Annotated in this window: 16 protein-coding genes; 14 read left to right on the top strand and 2 right to left on the bottom strand. The window is 41.3% G+C overall.

Annotated features, from left to right (window positions below):
- Positions 1 to 64 precede the first annotated feature (64 nt).
- From ABJF11_RS08240 to ABJF11_RS08205, 8 genes are all read left to right on the top strand, one after another.
- Positions 65 to 1,120, top strand: coding sequence for a proline iminopeptidase-family hydrolase (locus tag ABJF11_RS08240; RefSeq protein WP_348119329.1), 1,056 nt, complete (start codon positions 65 to 67; stop codon positions 1,118 to 1,120).
- Positions 1,113 to 1,847: an alpha/beta fold hydrolase gene (locus ABJF11_RS08235; protein ID WP_348119328.1), complete on the top strand. Its 735-nt coding sequence runs from the start codon at positions 1,113 to 1,115 to the stop codon at positions 1,845 to 1,847. The genes ABJF11_RS08240 and ABJF11_RS08235 overlap by 8 nt, the downstream gene beginning before the upstream one ends.
- 65 nt (positions 1,848 to 1,912) lie before the next feature.
- The gene (locus tag ABJF11_RS08230) at positions 1,913 to 2,395 is read left to right on the top strand and encodes a hypothetical protein (protein WP_348119327.1); all 483 of its coding nucleotides are present in this window, start codon (positions 1,913 to 1,915) and stop codon (positions 2,393 to 2,395) included.
- Positions 2,396 to 3,030: 635 nt separating this feature from the next.
- A complete protein-coding gene (locus ABJF11_RS08225; protein ID WP_348119326.1) occupies positions 3,031 to 3,912 on the top strand; it encodes an AraC family transcriptional regulator in 882 nt (293 codons plus the stop codon).
- A 53-nt stretch (positions 3,913 to 3,965) separates the two neighbouring features.
- Positions 3,966 to 4,508 carry a hypothetical protein gene (locus ABJF11_RS08220; protein WP_348119325.1) on the top strand — a complete coding sequence of 181 codons (543 nt, stop codon included), beginning with the start codon at positions 3,966 to 3,968 and terminating at the stop codon, positions 4,506 to 4,508.
- A 147-nt stretch (positions 4,509 to 4,655) separates the two neighbouring features.
- Positions 4,656 to 5,600, top strand: coding sequence for a hypothetical protein (locus ABJF11_RS08215; protein WP_348119324.1), 945 nt, complete (start codon positions 4,656 to 4,658; stop codon positions 5,598 to 5,600).
- A gap of 64 nt (positions 5,601 to 5,664) precedes the next feature.
- Positions 5,665 to 7,671 (top strand): S41 family peptidase, encoded by a 2,007-nt coding sequence (locus tag ABJF11_RS08210; RefSeq protein ID WP_348119323.1) that lies wholly within the window; start codon positions 5,665 to 5,667, stop codon positions 7,669 to 7,671.
- A 7-nt stretch (positions 7,672 to 7,678) separates the two neighbouring features.
- Positions 7,679 to 8,698, top strand: coding sequence for a hypothetical protein (locus ABJF11_RS08205; protein WP_348119322.1), 1,020 nt, complete (start codon positions 7,679 to 7,681; stop codon positions 8,696 to 8,698).
- Positions 8,699 to 8,761: 63 nt separating this feature from the next.
- Here ABJF11_RS08205 and ABJF11_RS08200 read toward each other — a convergent pair whose 3' ends face one another.
- A complete protein-coding gene (locus ABJF11_RS08200; protein WP_348119321.1) occupies positions 8,762 to 12,760 on the bottom strand; it encodes a DUF2341 domain-containing protein in 3,999 nt (1,332 codons plus the stop codon).
- A 148-nt stretch (positions 12,761 to 12,908) separates the two neighbouring features.
- Entirely contained in the window at positions 12,909 to 13,277 is a 369-nt protein-coding gene (locus ABJF11_RS08195) for an AraC family transcriptional regulator (RefSeq protein ID WP_348119320.1), read from the bottom strand.
- A gap of 194 nt (positions 13,278 to 13,471) precedes the next feature.
- On the opposite strand from ABJF11_RS08195, the gene ABJF11_RS08190 reads away from it, so the two are divergent.
- The 6 genes from ABJF11_RS08190 to ABJF11_RS08165 all read left to right on the top strand — a co-directional run bounded on the left by ABJF11_RS08190 (position 13,472) and on the right by ABJF11_RS08165 (position 19,861).
- Positions 13,472 to 14,308 (top strand): maleylpyruvate isomerase N-terminal domain-containing protein, encoded by an 837-nt coding sequence (locus ABJF11_RS08190; RefSeq protein ID WP_348119319.1) that lies wholly within the window; start codon positions 13,472 to 13,474, stop codon positions 14,306 to 14,308.
- A gap of 149 nt (positions 14,309 to 14,457) precedes the next feature.
- Positions 14,458 to 15,219, top strand: coding sequence for an isocitrate lyase/phosphoenolpyruvate mutase family protein (locus ABJF11_RS08185; RefSeq protein ID WP_348119318.1), 762 nt, complete (start codon positions 14,458 to 14,460; stop codon positions 15,217 to 15,219).
- Between the two features lie 77 nt (positions 15,220 to 15,296).
- Entirely contained in the window at positions 15,297 to 15,662 is a 366-nt protein-coding gene (locus ABJF11_RS08180) for a YrdB family protein (RefSeq protein WP_348119317.1), read from the top strand.
- Between the two features lie 93 nt (positions 15,663 to 15,755).
- Positions 15,756 to 16,661, top strand: a complete 906-nt coding sequence (locus ABJF11_RS08175) for an NAD(P)/FAD-dependent oxidoreductase (protein WP_348119316.1) — start codon at positions 15,756 to 15,758, stop codon at positions 16,659 to 16,661.
- A 160-nt stretch (positions 16,662 to 16,821) separates the two neighbouring features.
- Positions 16,822 to 18,669: a CBS domain-containing protein gene (locus tag ABJF11_RS08170; RefSeq protein ID WP_348119315.1), complete on the top strand. Its 1,848-nt coding sequence runs from the start codon at positions 16,822 to 16,824 to the stop codon at positions 18,667 to 18,669.
- Positions 18,662 to 19,861 carry a succinylglutamate desuccinylase/aspartoacylase family protein gene (locus tag ABJF11_RS08165; RefSeq protein ID WP_348119314.1) on the top strand — a complete coding sequence of 400 codons (1,200 nt, stop codon included), beginning with the start codon at positions 18,662 to 18,664 and terminating at the stop codon, positions 19,859 to 19,861. Before ABJF11_RS08170 ends, ABJF11_RS08165 begins: the two co-directional genes overlap by 8 nt.
- The last annotated feature ends 66 nt before the right edge of the window (positions 19,862 to 19,927 follow it).

Below are 19,927 nucleotides of genomic sequence, written 5' to 3'. Positions count from 1 at the left end.
ATACACGTTGATTTTTTATCCTTCGGTGTTTAAGGAATCAGTCAACCCTAAAACAAAAGAAACTATGAAGCATATTGCGATTGCTATTGTCCTGGCACTTATACTAATTGGTTGTACCACCAAAATCGAAAAGGAAGTCATTCAGAAATCTTCCGATTATTTCAACTACACAGATTCGGCAGATCGTATGAGTGGAGGAGTAAAACTCATTCCAATTCAAACTCCTGCTGGAGAATTTAACGTTTGGACCAAACGTGTTGGAAACAACCCTACTATGAAAGTACTTCTGCTTCATGGTGGTCCAGGAGCGACACATGAATACTTCGAATGTTTCGATGCCTACTTCCCCAAAGCCAATATAGAATATTACTACTACGACCAGTTAGAATCTGCCTATAGCGACCAACCCTCAGATAGCATATTATGGAATCTGGATCGATACGTAGAGGAAGTCGAACAAGTCAGAATAGCGCTGGGGTTGGACAAAGACAACTTCTATCTGCTCGGTCATTCTTGGGGAGGAATATTGGGTATAGAGTACGCCCTCAAATATCAGGACAATCTAAAAGGACTGATAATAGCTAACATGATGTCATCCATACCTGCCTATGTGGATTATGCTAATGACGTTCTCGGTCCTAAGCTGGACCCTGAAGTGCTGGCTGAAATCCGTGCGTTAGAAGCCAACGAAGATTATGCTAACCCAAGGTATAGTGAATTGATATACACACATTACTATCCAAAACATGTGCTCCGCATGCCTTTGGAGCAATGGCCAGATCCTGTCAATCGAGCTTTTGCTAAGCTAAATATGGACATGTATGTGACCATGCAAGGACCTAGCGAATTTGGAATTGTGGGAGATGCCAAATTAAAGAATTGGGATCGAAGTCAAGATTTAGGAAAAATAAAAGTGCCTACGCTCACCATAGGCGGAGCCTATGACACGATGGACCCTAAGCATATGGAATGGATGGCGACCCAGATGCCGGACGCATCTTATTTACATTGCCCGAATGGAAGCCATATGGACATGTACGATGATCAGGAGGCCTTCTTCGACGGCCTGATCAAATTTGTAAAAGACGTAGATCAAAGAACCAATGACTCAAATGAATAGAGTGCTGATCTTTCTTATGTCTTCGCTGATTTACCATACCATAGACGCTCAGTCTATATCGGGTTTTGAAGAGGTAGAGTTTGTCACTACAGATGATATCAAAATAAGTGCGTCATATGGGTTGGCGAAATCGACTATACCAGCCGCAGCGATTATACTTATTCATCAGGGCGGCTCATCCCGAGAGGAGTGGTTTGCCCTTGATCTTGTTAAGGATCTTTTGGATAATGGATTTGCCATCTTGGCTTACGACGTCAGGACGCATGGTAAGTCCGGAAAAGATCAAGGTAATCTCACCGACCTTTTTGGCAATCCAAACCGAGCTCCGCTAGATCTAAAGGCAGCTTTAGATTTTTTGAAATCTGATACTCGCGTTGATAGTACTAGAATAGGAATACTGGGTGCATCCATTGGTGCCAATTTGGCTTGTGTGGCTGCTTCCTCAGATTCATATCCAGTAAAGTCTGTGGTTTCGATTTCGGCAAAAGTTACCGCCATTGAAAGCTTAGGAACAGTAAAAAGCCCTACTTTAAGAAATGCATTTCACATTGCCTCAGCGGAAGAACAAAACGGGCTAAGGCGTGGCTGGGCCGAGGAGCTTTATGCCAATACATCAGGGCATCGAGCAGTTCACATCGCAGATGGTAGACTGCACGGATCTTATATTTTGAGGGAAAACTCCCCGTTGCAGAGAGAAGTACTAGCATGGTTTAAGAAAACATTGTAGGAAGAGTTCGACCTGGAACTGCAGCTTCAAAAGCTCATTTTTATTAAATTGAAGTGCAACTGACTATGAATACCATGAAAATCACCTCCTATATTCTTACCATATTTATACTCTGGTCTTGTGACTATAATCCAAAATCGCAAGCAATGGATAAAGATCAAATAAAGTTGGAGGTCCAACAGATGTTCGATAATTATCATAAAGACATTGCCACTGACGGATTGCTAGCCGAGTTTAAATACTTGGACACGTCTGCAGATTTTTATTGGGTGCCACCTGGTTATGATGCTGCGCTTAGTTATGATTCAGTCGAGACAATTTTGACTGCCAACGCAAAGTCATTTCAGCAAATCTATTTTGGTTGGGATACATTACAAATCTTTCCGCTGACCGCAGATATTGCAAATTACTCTGGGATAGTATTGGGAGAAATGACGGATACAGCCGGTACACAAATGAATGTTTCTATAATCGAATCAGGTACAGTAATAAGACGAGAAGATGGATGGAAATTGTTGAGTGGTCAATCTGCTACCCTTAGTCAATAATCTTTCCTTTTCGAGACTGAGAGTAAAAACATCATTCCGTTTCAATAGTTGAGAGCCCATACAAAAATAAAATCTAAGAAATGGATCGGCCTTAGTAAAAATCCCTATCCGCCTATCAGGAATTGTTTATGGGCTATGTCAAAGAAAATTTCAAATTAACAGTTGATGGAGAGTTGATTTCTCTTGAAAGCGGAGGTATTAATCCGGAATCTGATCAAACAGATTTGAAACTTGTTCTTCCCGACATACCATTACAGCCCACAAATCTTCGAGTGACATCTCCATGTTCGCAGACATTTACAATCAAACTAATTTATTTAGAATCTATAGGGGTAGGGAAAAGGTCACCAAGCTCTTTTTAAGTGAAGACAATGATTTTCAAATCATCTTGAACTTAACAGCTGATGGCATAAATGTGGATGAAAGCAGATCGAATAAGGACAAATACTTGGTGCCAGGTATCGGACTAGTTATCATTAGCCCTATCATGCTATCAAGAAAAAAATTGGGAAAATAATTCCATAAAGACAACCTTTTCAAGTAGAAACCCACGGGCGGTGCAGATGGCACTTACCTGTGGGTATTTTTTTGTTCGTACTAAAATTACGATTTTGCAGTGTAGTAGGCTTTAGAAAATGATCAAAAGGACACTTTCGCATATTATCAACCCCGATCAGGCTATTTCAAGGCCAAAAGGTAATGGAGTAATTCATGTAAAGACTACAAATCAATACTATTATCCTTCTCACAAGACGCCATATATGTTGGCAACTCAACTGAATGGCAAGGGAAACTACCGGCTAAATGGTAGGCCTATTGAAATATCAGAGCGATATTTCTATTTCCTAAATGAAAACGATGAGTTGGAAATCAGATTTAATGAGAAAGCCACTGTAGAAACTCTACTCGTATTATTTGATAATGACTTTATCCATGATTGTGAAAGTTGTATTCAATCGTCAACAGTAGGGTTGTTAGACGATCCTTTTGATAAGACTAATAGGCTCACCACAATACCAGAAGTGCCTTTCGTACTCAATGGTCAACTCAGGCTGCTGCTTTCTAACCTTACTGATCCGGCGCTTACCCAAGAGGTTTTGGACGATTGTCTATACGAATTGATCATAGCGTTCGATTCAATCGAAAAAACAACTCGAGGTGAATTAAGAAAAATTGACGTGGTGAAAAAGTCTACGCAACAAGAACTCTACAGACGGCTTTTTTTGGCAAAAGAATATTTGCATGATCATGTAAACTCCTCAGTAAGCCTCGACTCGCTGGCATCGGCCGTAGGAATGAATAAATTTCATTTATTGGCCAACTTCAAAAATCTTTTCGATGATACTCCACATCAATATCTAGTCAAGCTGAAATTAGAAAAGGCCAAGAAGATGCTGAGGAGCAAAAAGTATAACGTGACACAAACCTGCTACGCTCTGGGCTTCACAAGCCTTGGGTCTTTCAGCCATTCGTTTGCCCGATATTTCGGAAAAACACCCGCTTCTATATTGAAGTAAAAATTCCCAATTTTCGATAAATCCAACTCGTGTTCTTGTTCGAATATTGTGACATGAAAAATTCAACACCTGTGCTGTTTGTGATACTATTATTGCTTGCATGCAACACAAAAACGAATCACAATATGACACAATTTATATCCGAGAAAGAAGTCAGGTCAGCAAGTTTTATACTTGATGCTGAAATAGAAAGAGTGTTCCCATTATTCGGAGCGTTTGAAGAAAGAAAATGGGAGAAACATTGGAAACCCAAACTGATTTACCCAGAGACAGAAGTCATCGAAGAAGGTACAACCTTCAGCTCGGATGGCAGTGCCGAAGAAGGCGAATACCTTTGGCGAGTATCTAAGTTTGATCCAGGCCTGTTTCATATTCAGTATTTGGTCTCCACGCAGAATCGATATTGGACAATCACAGTCAAGTGTCAATCATCTGCTGATCAAAAGACGAAGGCGGAGGTCACCTATTCATTTATTGGCTTAAACGAAAAAGGCAATCAGTTGAACAAAATCGCAGCTGATAAGATGTACAGTCGCAATTTGGAGGATTGGGTTGAGGCCATCAATTATTACTTAGAGCATGGGAAAGCAATTTAGCCAGCACGGGCAATCTAGACATTAAAAGCTCAGAACATTTTTAATCTGTAGGAGTTAGTCAAGACAGGCATTAAATGTGGTGATACGAGGATTAAAATTTCGTATTTCGTTATCTTCGAATCCATCGCATTTTTATTAAAGTCCTTGATGAGTAAAAAGAGTTTTTTGGGCAGGCTTAATTTGTTTACCCTGACAGATTATAAGATACAATCCAATAGAGTGTATTTTGGGATTCTGATTAGCCAAATGCTTGTTGCCTATGTTTTACTTCTGGCTGAAATCTTGGTGGATTTGCAGTCAAGTACTGTAGAAACTTTTGCTGCCTATGCCCTTGCTGTCACCTTAATTTCGATTCTTGGATTTAGTTATCCCAACAAAAACTGGATTAGGGGAGCAGTACCAGTCTTTATTTACCTGCTCTGTGAATATATCTTTTTGGCACTGCCAAAGACCTATACGTTTATGGTTTATTGGTTTCCGTTGATTCCTGTAGTAGCATTAATTATACAGGGTCTTAAAAGATCACAAATTTGGGCATTAATTATACTGATCACTCAGTTCGCCAATTTTTTTTATCTGGAAGATCAGATTGGTCAAACTTATTTAATGGAAGTCAGAGGACTGTCTAGTCTCTGGTCAGGAACTATATTTATCATCACTATTTTGAGTTCACTGTATTTTCTATATATCCTTTTGGGCGAAGCCTATACTGATTCTAGAAAGAAAAATGCAGAACTTAGTCTGCTGAAAACTCAAATCCAGGAGATGAATGAGGAGCTGTTTGAAATTAATAAAAGGCTTACTTCTTCTAATGAATCACTGGAGGAGAAAGTTAGATTTCGTACGCAAGAATTGGAGACTCAAAACAGTCAGCTAAAAAAGTACGCGTTTGCCAACTCTCATTTATTGCGTGCACCTCTATCGAACGTACTTGGCCTTACGGATATCATTAGTCAATCTCTGGAGCCGGGCAAAGAAAATGAAGTAGCTCTTGCCCTCAGAAAAGCAGCACTCGACTTGGATACAGTAGTGAAAAACATTAACCGAGACCTTGAATCTGGTGATATGAACATGGACGAACGGGTATCCTAATATGAGATTTGGCGAAACCACACAAAATCTATTTTTATCAATCACAATTGCGAAAATGAGCCTAATGAAGCAGATAATAATTGGACTGATAATTCTGCTAACCATTCCATATGGATTATTTGCTCAGGAGTATTCTCAAGGCGACATCAAAAAGATCGAATTGCTGGACAGGAAACTTTCTATCTCACATGTAGAATATGAAAGTATAAGGCCCATAGTGCAGCATCGAATAGTCGATGAATTTGTGAGCTTGATAGATCCGGACAGACTGCTGCTCACTGTAGAGGTAATTGACGAACTCAGACGATCTATTCCATCAGACCGAGAATTAGAATTAAAGAGCCTCAATGGTTTTCTAAACCAGTCTTTTGAACTCTATCAAAGACAGTCTCAGGGAGTGGAAATGTTTCTTGACACATTGGGTAATTTGGATTTCTTTGAAGAGGATAGTATTTATTTCCAGATCCAGTTTGATTCTATAAATTTTGCATCTAATACAGCCGACTTGTATGATTTCTGGCAACGAGACTTAAAGCTAAGGGTGCTACAAAAAATAGCTGATAATGACAGCTTGATCAATTCAGATGACCAAGAGATAAACCATCGCCTCAACAATAAGATGAGAACACTGCTGGAGGCAGAAAAATGCAAACTGGAATCCAGGAAGTCTAACCTTCGCAGCTTCATTTTCAATTGTTTAATGCGGGCATATGCCAAAAGTTTCGATCCGCATAGCGATTTCTTTTCTCCAGATGGACAAGAGAGGTTATTATCAGCCCTGTCCAATCAGACTTATTCGACAGGGCTTTTATTTGAAAATTTAGATTCGAAGTTTGTCATCACTAATATTCTTCCCTTTAGCCATGCAAGCACCCTTACATCGATCAAAGTGGGAGACGAAATAGTAGCTATTAATCTGAACAGTGTCTCTCGCCCGATGCAGTGCTTGTCCTTTTCGGAAATTCATGCAGCCTTCTATGGTCGTACTTCTGATGTGATTACAGTCGAAATCCGGTCCGCAGCAGACCGGTCGTTTAGAACCTATACTCTCAAAAAGAAAGAAGTAGAAAATGTCGACAATCATATTTACAATTTAATTCTCCATAAAGAAGATAGGAATATAGGATATGTGTTTTTTCCGAGCTTTTATTCTGATTTGGTTGCTGGTACAAAAAGCTCTGGACAGGACCTGACTTTGATTCTTCTAGAGTTGAATAAAAAAAATATAGATGGACTTATCATCGACCTACGAAACAATGGCGGCGGATCTCTACAAGAAGCGGTAGATCTTTCAGGATTTTTTATTGATTATGGCCCTCTTTTTATGATCACGGATAGACAATCAAGAGAAGGTCTGTTGTTCAAAGACACAAAACGGGGACAGATTTATAAAGGCAAAGTTATTTTTCTTGTTAATGCTTACTCAGCATCCGCCTCCGAGCTGGTGGTGTCTGCCATGCGCCATTATCCAAATCAGCTTGTGGTTGGGGCTACTACCTTTGGAAAGTCTACCGGCCAGACTCTTTATCGAATTCAGCAGAAATCCAATTCATCCCATGTGGGTCTAGCCAAAATCACAACAATGAGAATGCACAACATCAATGGCGGAAGCTATCAACAGACTGGTGTAATTCCCGATATTGAACTCCCTTTCTTTCCCTCCAAAAAAATTGTCGGGGAAGGCACATATCGACACGCTCTGAAATCAAAAACTGTTTCAAAATCCTTTCGCCCGAGACAGGCCAGAAATGTACCGGTCAAAGAGTTGAGAGAAATGTCAGCCTCTAGAATAAAACAAGACACAGTCTTACTAACCATGCAGAATCAATATGACTCTCTAGAACGAATGTTGACCCAAGGCTTTGGTCAGTCCCTGAAATATGACCAATACTCAAATGAATACACACTGTTGGACGATCCAATAAATATCTCGTCCGAGTTCGAATCCATTGGTATAGAGGTAGACAAGACTTATGAGGCCAATAACGAATTGCTAAAAGAAAGTACTAAGAAAGACCCTATATTAAATGAAGTTTTTCGAATATTTGAAGATTGGATAGACTACGAATAAAACGGATATGAAAAGCACTACACTTATTGCATTTATTTTGTTGATTATAAATTTTGATTCGACCGCTCAGGAATCACCTGTTGAATACATGAGTAGGCTGGGAGAAAATTATAAACAAATTTCAAAAGATACCTGGGACTATATGAAACAGGCTTCTAGAGGTAGGAATGCTGGCAAGATTGAAAAACGCAGAATGGAATTGGCCTCAACACTCAAATCGGCCGAGTATAGAGCCAGCCAAATGAAGGCTTACAAGGGAGACCATTCCTTGCGCAATTCAGTGAAAACCTATCTTCATTATTCATACCTAATTATCAATAGTGATTATAAAAACATTGTAGACCTGGAGCAAATAGCAGAGCAGTCATACGACGACATGGAAGCCTATTTGATGGCGAAGGAAGCCGTAGACATAAAAATGGATACTATTTATCAAGCTATGAAATCTTCCGAAGAAGCATTTGCAATAAAGCATAATATCAACTTGGTGGAGAGCGAGTCGAGGCTTTCCAGAAAACTCACCAACATCTCATCGCTAAATAAGTACTACAATAAAATTTACCTGATTTATTTCAAAAGCAGTTGGTACGAAAAAAAAATGGTAGAAGCGCTTTCAACAGGGAAAGTGAGTGATATCGAGCAATACAGACTATCACTCGAGCTTACCTCTAAGGAAGGCAAAGAAGAGTTGAAAGCAGTAGGGTTATATAGAGGGGACCGCAAGCTTAAGGATGCCTGCCATTTCATGCTTGATTTCTACCAGAATGAAGCTTCAAAATATATGCCTGGTCAGGTAGACTTCTATGTAAAAGGAGAAAAAATGCAAGCCACTGCAAAGTCTTTCGAATCTAAAGACCAAAAATCTTTGACTCAAAAGGATGTGGATGAATACAACAATTCGATCAACGAATACAATGCATCAATTGAATCATTTAATAAGACGAACGATTATCTGAACAAGGAGAGGCAGAAAAAATTTGAAGCTTTCAATAAAAGTATTTCAGCATTCTTCAGTCAATATATGTAACTAGATCAGGACCTCAATAGTGCGACCAAGAACTTATTCTCAAAATAAATAATTATCCGTGAGCTATTCCTTCACAACTTTTTGGGTGTGAACAAATTTATTTCCGGTTACCAGCAATAAATAATAACCGTTTTCGAGGTGAGAAATGTCCAAAGAGGTTTGATTCGCGGAGATCGTGATCTTCTTAGCCCAGACTCTTTTACCACTAATGTCTCTCAGTTCGACCAAAACAGGAGCTGTTGTCGCTATGGCACTTTCGATTGTAAATACCCCGTCAGAAGGATTTGGATAGGTCACGATTAGCGAGCTTGCATTCAACGTGAAAAAAGCAATTCCGATGCTTTCACTATACTCAAATTTGCCACTATAGTCAATTTGCTTCAAGCGATAATAATTCATGCCTTCGACTGGTTCGTTATGATCAAAGAAGTAGTCTGATATTGTATTGACAGTACCGTTGCCCCTAATCGCACCAATAGGCTGATAGGAAATCCCATCTATTGAGTGCTCTATTATAAACCTGTCGTTGTTGACTTCAGATGATGTTTGCCAAGCCAGCGCCATATGATCTGAGGATTGAGACCCATCAAAACTTACTAGCTCCACCGGTAGCAACGAGTCATCCGATCCAACACCAAATGGAGAAAAACTAGAGATGTTGGATATTGTCAATGTATAAGGATCCGACTGACCACTCACATCCGATGGAGTACTACTGATCCATTCGCCTCCGGTGTAGTGAGAGACATACGCATTTGTACTTACAAAATCGAGAGCTTCATCGACACCATTCCATTGTAGTGTGATGGCGACATCGAGCCCGGAGCCAGCCACTGGTGAGATTTCCCAGGTTTTGTTTACCACTTTACTCGTGATTTGTGAGCCCGAGCATCCGCCTGTCGAATACACATTGTTGCAGACATAGATACAAAAGTCGTCTGCGGTACCTGTTGTATTGTTGATAGTCGCAGGAGTGTAGCTGGTGCCGCTAGTACCCACTGGATACAGAATATTTCCGGTTCTTCCGCCTGACCCAATGTCCTCCTGGGTGAGACAAGAGCTACTAGTCGTTACGAAAAATGAGGAGGAGGACCCTCCTGATATCGAACCTGTGGCGGTGATGGTTAGCTCATTGTCGTTGAGCTCCACGATGCCCGATGTCATCGTCATCGTATTGGATACATCCACATTTTTGTTCAGGATGACTTTCCCCGAAGCCTTGTTTATTTCTACAGCGTAGAACTCCAGTGCAGCCGAACCTTTTATCGTCTGTTCTCCGGTACCAGAAAATATGACGGTGCCATTGCTATGTGTAAACGTGCCATCATTTTTGAAATCATCAGTTACGTTGAGTTGAAACCCGTTGAGGTCCATACTAGCACCCGAAGCGATGTTGATGTAGTTGGCCGTCCTGTTTTGATCCAACTGAGGATAGAACCCCAGACTACCTGGAATGATTACATCATCTGATGTAGAAGGCACGGTGCAAGTAGACCAATTGTTGGCATCGTTCCAATCTGTGGTGCCAGCACCCCCAGACCATACAAATTCAGACACTTCGGCGTCTACAGAGTAAAATGACGATGGGTCATCCTGATTGTTAAATTGTGTTTTAATCCATTCCTCAGATCTGGCTACTGTCGATATTTTGAACTCATCCATATATCCATCAAACTCGTTACCGTTGTACCTGCCAAGTTCGAGAGCGAAAGCAGTTGTATTGAGCCCCCCGGCGAAAACATCAAAAAGGACACCATCATAAAAAATACTTGTCTCGCTGCTGCCATTATCATAGGTGAGCGCTATATGCCTCCAATTGTTTGTACTGGAAACAAGTGTAAAATCATCATCATTAGTGTCAGTCTCTACCTCAAAATTTTCGGATGAATTGTTTAACAAGTGGAGTGAAAAATCATTATTTCCAGGGTCTCCCGCTTGGAAGATGCCTTCGTTTGCATCAAAGCTTTGTGTATTGATCCAGCATTCATACGTTCGATTTCCTGTACCACTAATCTGTGGTGTGGTACCAAAGTCGATAAAGTCGTCAGCACCATCAAACAAGATTGCCTGCCCTACCTGCCCTGCCAGTCTGGTGTCTGAGGCAAAGTTTGTACTTGTGCCATCATTGCCATTCGCCGTACGATCGTCGATTGTTGCTGCAGAAGGGTCATCATTCAAATGATAAACACCAGCATAATTATTGGACCAGGTATCAGTGTTTGATTGATCACCGCCCGCATATCCACATTCGCCGTAGTACATAAAAATTTCCGTGTTAGCATCGCAATAAAGTGTTGGGATTTTGACCCATGCCACCAGATCACCATTAGTACCTTCATAGTGCTCAAGATCGTGGCTCAGCTGTACATTGCTTGCATCTGTAAAAATAATATCATACCCACTTGCGTCTTGCACCTTCCCATTTGCTTGTTGCAAATTCGTATCTCCAGAGATGTTTACCAGCAACGGGTAGTCCGTAAGACTTGAGGTACACTCGACCTTGGTGTGATCTATAGACAAAATACTTCTGTAGGCATGAGTACCGTTAAAATTGGAACGAACCAGGACGCTGGCAGTTGAAGAAAAGGCATCGCACCCACTTAAAGTTGATTTTACTCTGTAAAATGTCGTCTGAGTCAAGTTGCCAGTACTCAACTCTGTGGATGTAGCACCACCAACATCCGAAAAAGATGAATTATCCGTTGAGCTTTGCCATTGGAGAGTAGCTGATACGTCGTATCCAGTTAAAGTTATTGTTGTGCTTTCGTTGATATCTATCTGGCTGTTTGTTGCCGTAGCAACACCGCCTTCGATTGGATATTCCTCCTCACCGATTGCGTAGAAAGAGGAAGGATCACTAATGTTGTTGTAAGTGGTGGTAATCCAATCGTCCGATCTTGCTGTATTTGAAATTCTGACCTCGTCCATGGCGCCTTTAAAGAATCTGTCTGTTCCTTGTCTTCTGCCCAAAAAAACATCTCCTGTTGTAGTTTTAATATCTCCATACGGATAAGGATCGCAGGCGCCAGAGCGACTAAAGGTTTGTAATGACCCATCAATAAAAGTTTTAAGATTAGTGACATCTGTACCATCGTCGTCAGACCCATCATAGATCATCACAAAATAATGCCAATCCGCATCTGAAGTATAAGCGTCGTCATATCTATAGTGCCCATTGGCAAGGCAATTATTGTTGTGATCCCAGCCATCATCGTTAGTGTCAGCTTCGGATGAGGTAACTCTTCGATTCAGTGCGTTGGATCCGTTTTGAGTACCAAACATATAACTCTCCTGATTGGTCGCCGTGGTCTTGCATATAAAGGGAGCGTCTTGTGGAGCAGGATAATACATCCTTGCCCAGGCCTCTATAGTGATTTGGCTACCTGTGATGTCCAGTGCATTGGCAGCCGTATGCGGGATTTCTATATAGTTGTCATCACTGGCCAGATTGCCGACGTTGTTAAAACTGCGAGCCTTTGATATGACTCCGGCTATAGACGAAGTATTAGTGTTCTTGGTATAAGTGTAAGTATACGGAACTCCGGCATTTACAGCCTCGTCCATGTTGTTGGCAGTAGCATCTAATACCTGACTGCCAGTGGCTTCGTTTAAATGCCAAACCGCCGAGTAATTAGAATCCCATACATTTTCAGGGTTAGCGTAGGCCGTAGCACTACTATTGCCATAGTATAGATAGAGTGTGGTATTGTCATCGTAGTCCAGTGTCGGGACCTCTACCCATATGATAAGTTGGCCTGTACTAGCTACATAATTTTCGATTTCAATGTCCAGTTCTACGTGAGAATCGTCAGTAATGCGAATATCATCGCCGTTGGAATCTTCAATATTTCCATTATTAGCTACGGTTCTGAGATCGTTGTCTGTGAGAGAGATGAGTACTGGAAACTCATTGTGGTTAGCCGACCCGTTGACTTTTGTATTGTCAATAGTGATGCTTTTTCTATAACAATAGCCTGTGAGCCATTGCGCTTTTAAATCTCCAATCAACAAAGTCAGACATATGACACCGATTAGGTGTTTAGCTGAAAAACGAATACTCATAAAACAGTTTTATCAAATTGAAACAAGTAAAACTGCTGGCTGAAAACTGCTGGATAGGATAGGAATTGATTTTTATTGCTTGCGCAACAGGGTAAAGATAGGAATAATATCAGATAGTTTAACCAGTATACTCAAGAGCATCAGCTATTTAGCAATCGATAGTTCTTAGGCGAACTGCCATAATATTGTTTGAAGCTGGAAGAAAAGCGGCGGGATCGTTGAATGCACCAGCGAACGCCACCTCAGAAACCGATTGTTGAGTAGTGGTAAGCAACTTCCCTGCATGACCGAGTCTTTGTTCTCGAATGTATCTTGCAGGGCTTGACCCAAAGCCAGTCTTAATACCCTCTTCGAAAGATTCCTCAGCTGTGCTGCAGGTCCGCTTATCGTTTTCTACCCTACCAGCTGTGATGGGCTCCAGCCATAAATCAACACCATCTACTGCACCGATTATATTCCATGCTTCATGTGCTGTGGCCTTGATAACTTGCGAAATGTCAAAATTTGATTTTTTCATTTTACTTCTATTTTTGTTTCATACAAAAGTGGATTGATAATCAGAATATCATTTTTTGAAAAAGCCCAAAGACTTGTGACCTTGGGTCAAGGCATCGATCTTCAAGTATTTGAGAATGATGTAAAGTCACTCAAACGATACCAATGTTAATACTTTAGTAAATCGAGAGAATTAAGAATTTTTATCGAATGACTATGAGCACCAATTTATCCTTAGACGTACGCCCACTATTCCAGCCACTTCAGCAGCGGCTAATAACTTTATTGAATAGCCTTCGCCCTGAAGATTGGCACAAACAAACCGTAGCAAAACAGTGGAAAGTTAAAGATGTCGTGAGCCATCTACTAGATGGAGACCTGAGAGTACTATCAATTCAGCGAGACCGCTACTATGGAAATACTCCTCCAAATTCGACCGACTATCAGACGATGGTAGACTGGCTCAATCAGCTAAATGCCGATTGGGTGTCTGCAAGTAAGAGACTGAGCCCCGAAGTCCTTATTCTGATGCATAAGACTACCGGACCTTTAGTCAGCCAGTACTTTGAGAATCTGGACCCCAATGACAAAGCTATTTTTTCTGTGGATTGGGCCGGAGAATCCGATAGCCTAAATTGGATGCATGTCGCCAGAGAGTATACTGAAAGATGGCATCACCAGCAGCAAATCCGAGACGCAGTGGGATTGGAGGGAATTATGACACGTCAGTTTTTCTTTCCAATGATAGATACATTTTTTAGGGCACTACCCTACACCTTTCGTAAGGTAGAAGCTACTCTTGGTACAATTATCGAAGCGAAAATTCCAAGTGAAATTGGTGGCAGCTGGTATCTCCAGAAAGAGAATGACGCATGGTCTTTGGTTTCAGGCCATCAGATTGTACCAGATGTACAGGTGGAAATCCCAGTCGATATATCGTGGAAACTATTCTCCAAAAGCTTACGCCCGTCAGAGGTATTAGAAAAAATCATAATCAACGGTAATCGGACCCTCGGCAAAAAAGTATTAGAGATGGTATCTGTCATGGCATGAGTAGCCTCTTCATCAGGCGGCAATTAAAATCAATGCGATTAACCTTAGCTTTCATGTTTTATTCACCGGTCTGATTAACCAGGAAAAAATGCTTGTTCAATAATCGGTTGAATGTGAAAATGTGAAGGTGTTTTTTTGTCAAAAAAATCATGAGTGACTTTAAGAAATTACATGAGAATAGTCAACCTCTGCTCATCGCAAATGTTTGGGATGTGGCCAGCGCTAAAACCGCAGAAAAATTGGGTAATCAGGCATTAGGCACGTCAAGTGCTGCCATTGCATCCATGCTCGGATATCAGGACGGAGAGGAGATGAGATTTGAAGAGTTGGAGTATATAGTACAAAGAATATGCACGGCAATAAGCATTCCTCTGTCGGTAGATTTAGAGTCCGGATATAGTCAAGATCCTGCAGTGATCTCAAATCATATCCAGCGCCTCGCAGCTCTCGGAGTAGTGGGAGTCAATATTGAAGATAGTCAGGTGGAAAAGGAACGCGACCTACTGTCGGCCACTCAGTTTGCCAGCTGCATTTCAGAAGTCAAAAAGAAACTAGAGAGTCGGGGGATAGATATGTTTATCAACGCCAGAACTGACAGCTTTCTACTGGGTCGAAGCGACGCCGTTGAAGAATCTGTTAGAAGAATTGCGCAGTATGAAAAAGCTGGAGTAGATGGTATTTTTATTCCATGTGCCTACCAGGAGCACGATATTAAAGCAATTGTTGACTGCACAAAACTACCCGTAAATGTAATGTGCATGCCCGGCCTACCGTCTTTTGCGATCCTGAAAGATTGGGGAGTGAAACGGATCAGCATGGGCAATTTTCTATTTGATAAAATGCAAACCAATCATTATCAAATACTAGGGCAGATCATAGAAGACAATAGTTTTCAGAAAGTTTTCGAATAGGCAAGAAAAATTCCGTGCTGTATTTCAGAAGTAAGAATTCACTAGTTTAGAGGATTTACTTTTTGCAAATCGAATATATGGGTGCTCATCCGCTTAATCTTGCCATCAGATTTCTTTTAGAACTTATAGCCCTACTAGCCATGGGTGTCTGGGGCTGGGATTACGGGGGACAATTCAAGTATGTGTTGGCATTAGTGATTCCTGTTTTTGCAGCGGCTTGTTGGGGTGTATTTGCTGTACCAAACGACCCAAGCCGATCGGGATCAGCACCTATTCCTATATCAGGATGTATTCGATTATTACTGGAATTCTTGTTTTTTGGACTAGCCTGCTGGATGATCTATGATCTCAATTATTCTTCTTACGCAGGTTTATTTTTGGCCGTGACCGCTCTTCATTATTTGTTCTCATTTGACAGGATCCGTTGGTTATTGGATAGATAAAAGGGGACGAAGAGGAGTTTTTTTATATTTTATTTATGCAACAATGTTGCATAAATAAAATAACTTTGCCTCCATATCAAAAAGAATTGAATTATGGAAGACGCAAAAAACTTCGAGATAATAATAGTAGGAGGAAGCTATGCTGGTTTGTCAGCCGCGCTGGCGCTTGGGAGATCGCTCCGAAAGGTGCTCATTATTGACAATGGTGAGCCTTGCAATTCGCAAACTCCCTACTCGCATAACTTCCTTACCCAGGATGGAAAGCCCCCAGCAGAAATCTCCAAAGTGGCTAGACTACAAGTGGAGGCCTACCCATCCATTCATTTTCATCAGGATCTAGCCGTTAGAGGAAAGAAAATGGCGGCTGGCTTTGTAATTGAAACACAATCGGGAAATGTATTTTCTACTGAGAAACTAATCTTTGCTACCGGTCTGAAGGATCATTCATCGGGGATTCCCGGGTTTTCGGAATGTTGGGGCATTTCGGTCCTACACTGTCCATATTGCCACGGCTATGAAGTTAGACGTCAGAAAACAGCAATCATTGCAAATGCTGATATTGCCTATCACTATGCCATGCTGATTTCACATTGGACTGATGATCTTGTGCTCTGCACAAATGGCCCTGGATTGCTCAACTCAGAACAAAAGCAAAAAATCGAGCATCATGGGATCAATATTGTTGAAAAAAAGATTGTAATGTTAGAACATGAAAAAGGACAGGTAAGCCAGATTTCATTCGCGGATCAATCATCGGTAGCCATCGACGCCATATATTCTAGCCCTGGATTTGAGCAGCATTGTCAGATTCCAGCTCAACTTGGTTGCGATATCAATGAAGAAGGATTAATCAGTGTCGATAATTTTCAAAAGACCAGTGTAGAGGGTATTTATGCCTGTGGCGACAATTCCAATCTCAGATCTGTATCCTTGGCTGTATCATCTGGATCAGTGGCGGGAATGGTATGCAACAAGGACATGATTGCTGCCAAATTCTGATACTAGAACTCGAGAGACTATATGATTAAGATCATCATTTTGATGGACTAAGGTCTGGTTTGCATAGGTACTTACCCTTCCATTTGTAAGTAAATTGGTAGGTAAGAAAATTTCATGAATTGTATCATGAAATCAACCATGAGATTTTAAAAATACTGCCATGAGGGATGACCAAACTCGCGCTCGGTTTATCAAGCACCTGCTAAGTGATATCAAGGCGCTTGAGACCATGATCAATGACAATTTGATTGAAAATGATACGATCAGAATTGGTGCCGAACAAGAATTTTGCCTGGTCACCGACCAATGGCGACCGTCCAAGCATGCTCAGGACGTACTAAAAGCTATCAATGACCCCCATTTTACTACAGAACTCGCTCGATACAATCTGGAAATCAATTTAGATCCCATAGAACTCAAGTCGGCATGTTTTGCTCAAATGCAGTCGTCGTTAAAGTCTTTGCTGGCTAAGGCTCAAAATGTAGCTCAAAAGTATAACAACAACGTAGTGCTTGCCGGGATACTTCCTACCATTGGCAAGAAAGAATTGGGCTTCGATTACATGACTCCAAGTCCCCGTTATAGAAATCTAAATGAAATCGCCAGGGAATTGCGAGGAGGCGATTTTGAATTGAATCTAAGTGGCGTGGACGAACTCACCATCCGACATGATTCAGTTTTATTTGAAGCCTGCAATACCAGTTTTCAGATGCACCTGCAAATCACATCAGATGATTTTATTTCAAGTTACAATTGGGCGCAAGCGATTTCCGGCCCCGTTTTGAGCGTATGTACCAATTCACCTTTATTGCTGGGAAGAGAGCTTTGGAGTGAAACAAGAATCGCACTCTTCCAACAGAGCATAGACACTCGTGGCTCGACACGAGCGCTAAGAGACAGACAGGCACGGGTCACCATCGGAAACCACTGGGCCGAAGGATCTGCAGTGGACATTTTTAAGAATGACGCCGCACTGTACAATGTGATCCTAACGAAGGATATTACCAAAGATTCGATGGAGGAGCTTGGTAAGGGTAACATCCCTAAGCTAGAAGCCCTATGTCTTCACAATGGCACGATATACAGATGGAATAGAGCTTGCTACGGAGTAGGCAACGGAAAACCGCATCTGAGAATAGAAAACAGATACATTCCATCGGGCCCTACAGTGCTAGACCAAATGGCAAATTTTGCCTTTTGGATTGGACTGATGAAAGGACGCCCTTCTCAGTACGACCATATGGCAAGCAAGATGGATTTTAGGGATGCAAAGGCAAATTTTATAAACGCTGCCAGAACAGGTAAAGATTCTGCTTTGCATTGGAATGGAGACCAGGTGCCAGTGCCAAAATTAATTACAAATGAGCTGCTGCCAATGGCCTATTCTGGCCTTGAGAAGGAGGGAATAGACAAACAGGATATAGAAAAACTATTAGGTATAATAGCGCAGCGTGCTGAAGGTCAGACCGCTTCCAAATGGTTAATAAAAAACTATAGAAACCTAAGTAAAGAAATGAAGAAAGATGATGCGCTGCTTACAGTGACCAAAGCATTGCATCACAATCAAAAGATAGAAGACCAGCCAGTCCATTTATGGCCTATGCTAAAAGCGGAAAACAAAGCAAAAAGCACAGCTCATCTGGTCAGTCACATCATGTCCACTAGACTATATATCGTAAATGATAGTGATCTGGCCAGATTAGCCACCAATGTCATGGAATGGAAAAACATCCACCATGTCCCAGTAGAAAATCAAGAAGGTGACCTATGTGGTTTGCTGACCTGGACGCATCTTGAGCGGTACAAAAAAATGGAAGAGGAAGTGGATTATCTGGAAGTAGCTGATATCATGACCAAAGATGTGGTAACAGTACACCCAGACACAGAAATATCTAAAGCTATAGAGCTAATGAAAAAATTGGAATACGGTTGTATGCCTGTAGTTCAGGGTAAAGAACTCGTGGGAATTATTACGATCAAGGATGTAATACCCTTTGATCATGATTAAAGTACACAACAAGGTACTCAACCGAACGGTAGAGGTAGGACGAATCATTGCAAAGATTGAAGGAGAAAAGCCAGGGCCCACGGTTGTGTTTTTTGGAGGGATTCATGGAAATGAGAATACCGGCTTATTGGCTTTGCATCAGGTCGGAGAAGAGCTGTCTCCAATTCGGGCTAACATAAAAGGCAACATTTATGCAATCTCAGGAAACCTCTGTGCACTTGAGAAAGGAACGCGCTTCTGTGCAGAAGATCTCAATAGGATTTGGACCAGCGATGCAATCAAAGATTTACAAAATGGATTTGACAATCAATTGATAAATGAGAAGAAAGAGCAATACGAAATTTATAAGACGATCCACGATATTATCGAAGAGGAAGAAGGGCCTTTCTATTTCATGGATTTGCATACGACTTCAAGTGAATCCATTCCATTTGTAATTGTCAACGACAGCTTGCTAAACCGCCGCTTTGCGGAGCAATTTCCTGTCCCCATGATCTTGGGTGTCGAGGAATATCTCGAAGGCCCGATCTTGAGCTATATCAATGAGATGGGCTACGTCTCCTTTGGCTATGAGGCAGGACAGCATGACGATCCGGCAGCTTTTCAAAATCAGCTGGCTTTTATTTATCTCAGTCTGGCCTTCGCTGGCTCCGTGGATAAGGAGCTCATAGAATACTATCACTATTATGAGCAGCTAGCCAAGACGTCTGCCACCTCACGGGACATTTTTGAAATTAGTTTCAGATTCGAAATCAAGGACGGTCAAGAGTTTCAAATGAAACCCGGATTCGTCAATTTCCAAAAGGTGAAAAAAGGCCAGGAGATGGCTACCCTAAGCGGAAAGACCATTCTTGCGTCTAACTCTGGAAGAGTATTTATGCCACTGTATCAAAATCAGGGAAAGGAAGGTTTCTTTGAAATTAAGAAAGTACATCCTTTCTTTCTGCGCTTGTCTGCTGTACTTAGAAAAACAAAACTTGCCCACCTACTTCCTTTTCTTCCAGGCATTAGATGGAAGTCAGCAGAGCATGACGCGATGGTAGTCAACCTTAACGTTGCGCGTTTTTTGGCCAAGCCATTTCTTCACCTCTTGGGCTATCGTAGCAAGCATCTCGATAAGAATCATCTCGTCATAAAAAATAGAGAAGCAGCTTCCAAGGCAGATGAATATCAAACAGAGTGGAACAAATGATATAACTATGAGCTATAATGTCTTCCTTCTATATGTGATATCATCTGATTTACCGTTTGCGATTAG

The organism is Reichenbachiella sp. (assembly GCF_039941815.1).
Classification (GTDB): Bacteria; Bacteroidota; Bacteroidia; order Cytophagales; family Cyclobacteriaceae; genus Reichenbachiella.
Note: the sequence above shows the minus strand (reverse complement) of the source record. Positions and strands in the feature narration are given on the sequence as shown.

Excerpts from the sequence above, each read along its gene's own strand:
- ABJF11_RS08240 (WP_348119329.1), top strand. The coding sequence starts at position 65 with ATGAAGCATATTGCGATTGCTATTGTCCTGGCACTTATACTAATTGGT.
- ABJF11_RS08210 (WP_348119323.1), top strand. The coding sequence starts at position 5,665 with ATGAAGCAGATAATAATTGGACTGATAATTCTGCTAACCATTCCATAT.
- ABJF11_RS08200 (WP_348119321.1), bottom strand. The coding sequence starts at position 12,760 with ATGAGTATTCGTTTTTCAGCTAAACACCTAATCGGTGTCATATGTCTG.
- ABJF11_RS08225 (WP_348119326.1), top strand. The coding sequence starts at position 3,031 with ATGATCAAAAGGACACTTTCGCATATTATCAACCCCGATCAGGCTATT.
- ABJF11_RS08205 (WP_348119322.1), top strand. The coding sequence starts at position 7,679 with ATGAAAAGCACTACACTTATTGCATTTATTTTGTTGATTATAAATTTT.
- ABJF11_RS08190 (WP_348119319.1), top strand. The coding sequence starts at position 13,472 with ATGAGCACCAATTTATCCTTAGACGTACGCCCACTATTCCAGCCACTT.
- ABJF11_RS08170 (WP_348119315.1), top strand. The coding sequence starts at position 16,822 with ATGAGGGATGACCAAACTCGCGCTCGGTTTATCAAGCACCTGCTAAGT.
- ABJF11_RS08165 (WP_348119314.1), top strand. The coding sequence starts at position 18,662 with ATGATTAAAGTACACAACAAGGTACTCAACCGAACGGTAGAGGTAGGA.
- ABJF11_RS08235 (WP_348119328.1), top strand. The coding sequence starts at position 1,113 with ATGAATAGAGTGCTGATCTTTCTTATGTCTTCGCTGATTTACCATACC.
- ABJF11_RS08180 (WP_348119317.1), top strand. The coding sequence starts at position 15,297 with ATGGGTGCTCATCCGCTTAATCTTGCCATCAGATTTCTTTTAGAACTT.
- ABJF11_RS08230 (WP_348119327.1), top strand. The coding sequence starts at position 1,913 with ATGAATACCATGAAAATCACCTCCTATATTCTTACCATATTTATACTC.
- ABJF11_RS08185 (WP_348119318.1), top strand. The coding sequence starts at position 14,458 with ATGAGTGACTTTAAGAAATTACATGAGAATAGTCAACCTCTGCTCATC.
- ABJF11_RS08195 (WP_348119320.1), bottom strand. The coding sequence starts at position 13,277 with ATGAAAAAATCAAATTTTGACATTTCGCAAGTTATCAAGGCCACAGCA.
- ABJF11_RS08220 (WP_348119325.1), top strand. The coding sequence starts at position 3,966 with ATGAAAAATTCAACACCTGTGCTGTTTGTGATACTATTATTGCTTGCA.
- ABJF11_RS08215 (WP_348119324.1), top strand. The coding sequence starts at position 4,656 with ATGAGTAAAAAGAGTTTTTTGGGCAGGCTTAATTTGTTTACCCTGACA.
- ABJF11_RS08175 (WP_348119316.1), top strand. The coding sequence starts at position 15,756 with ATGGAAGACGCAAAAAACTTCGAGATAATAATAGTAGGAGGAAGCTAT.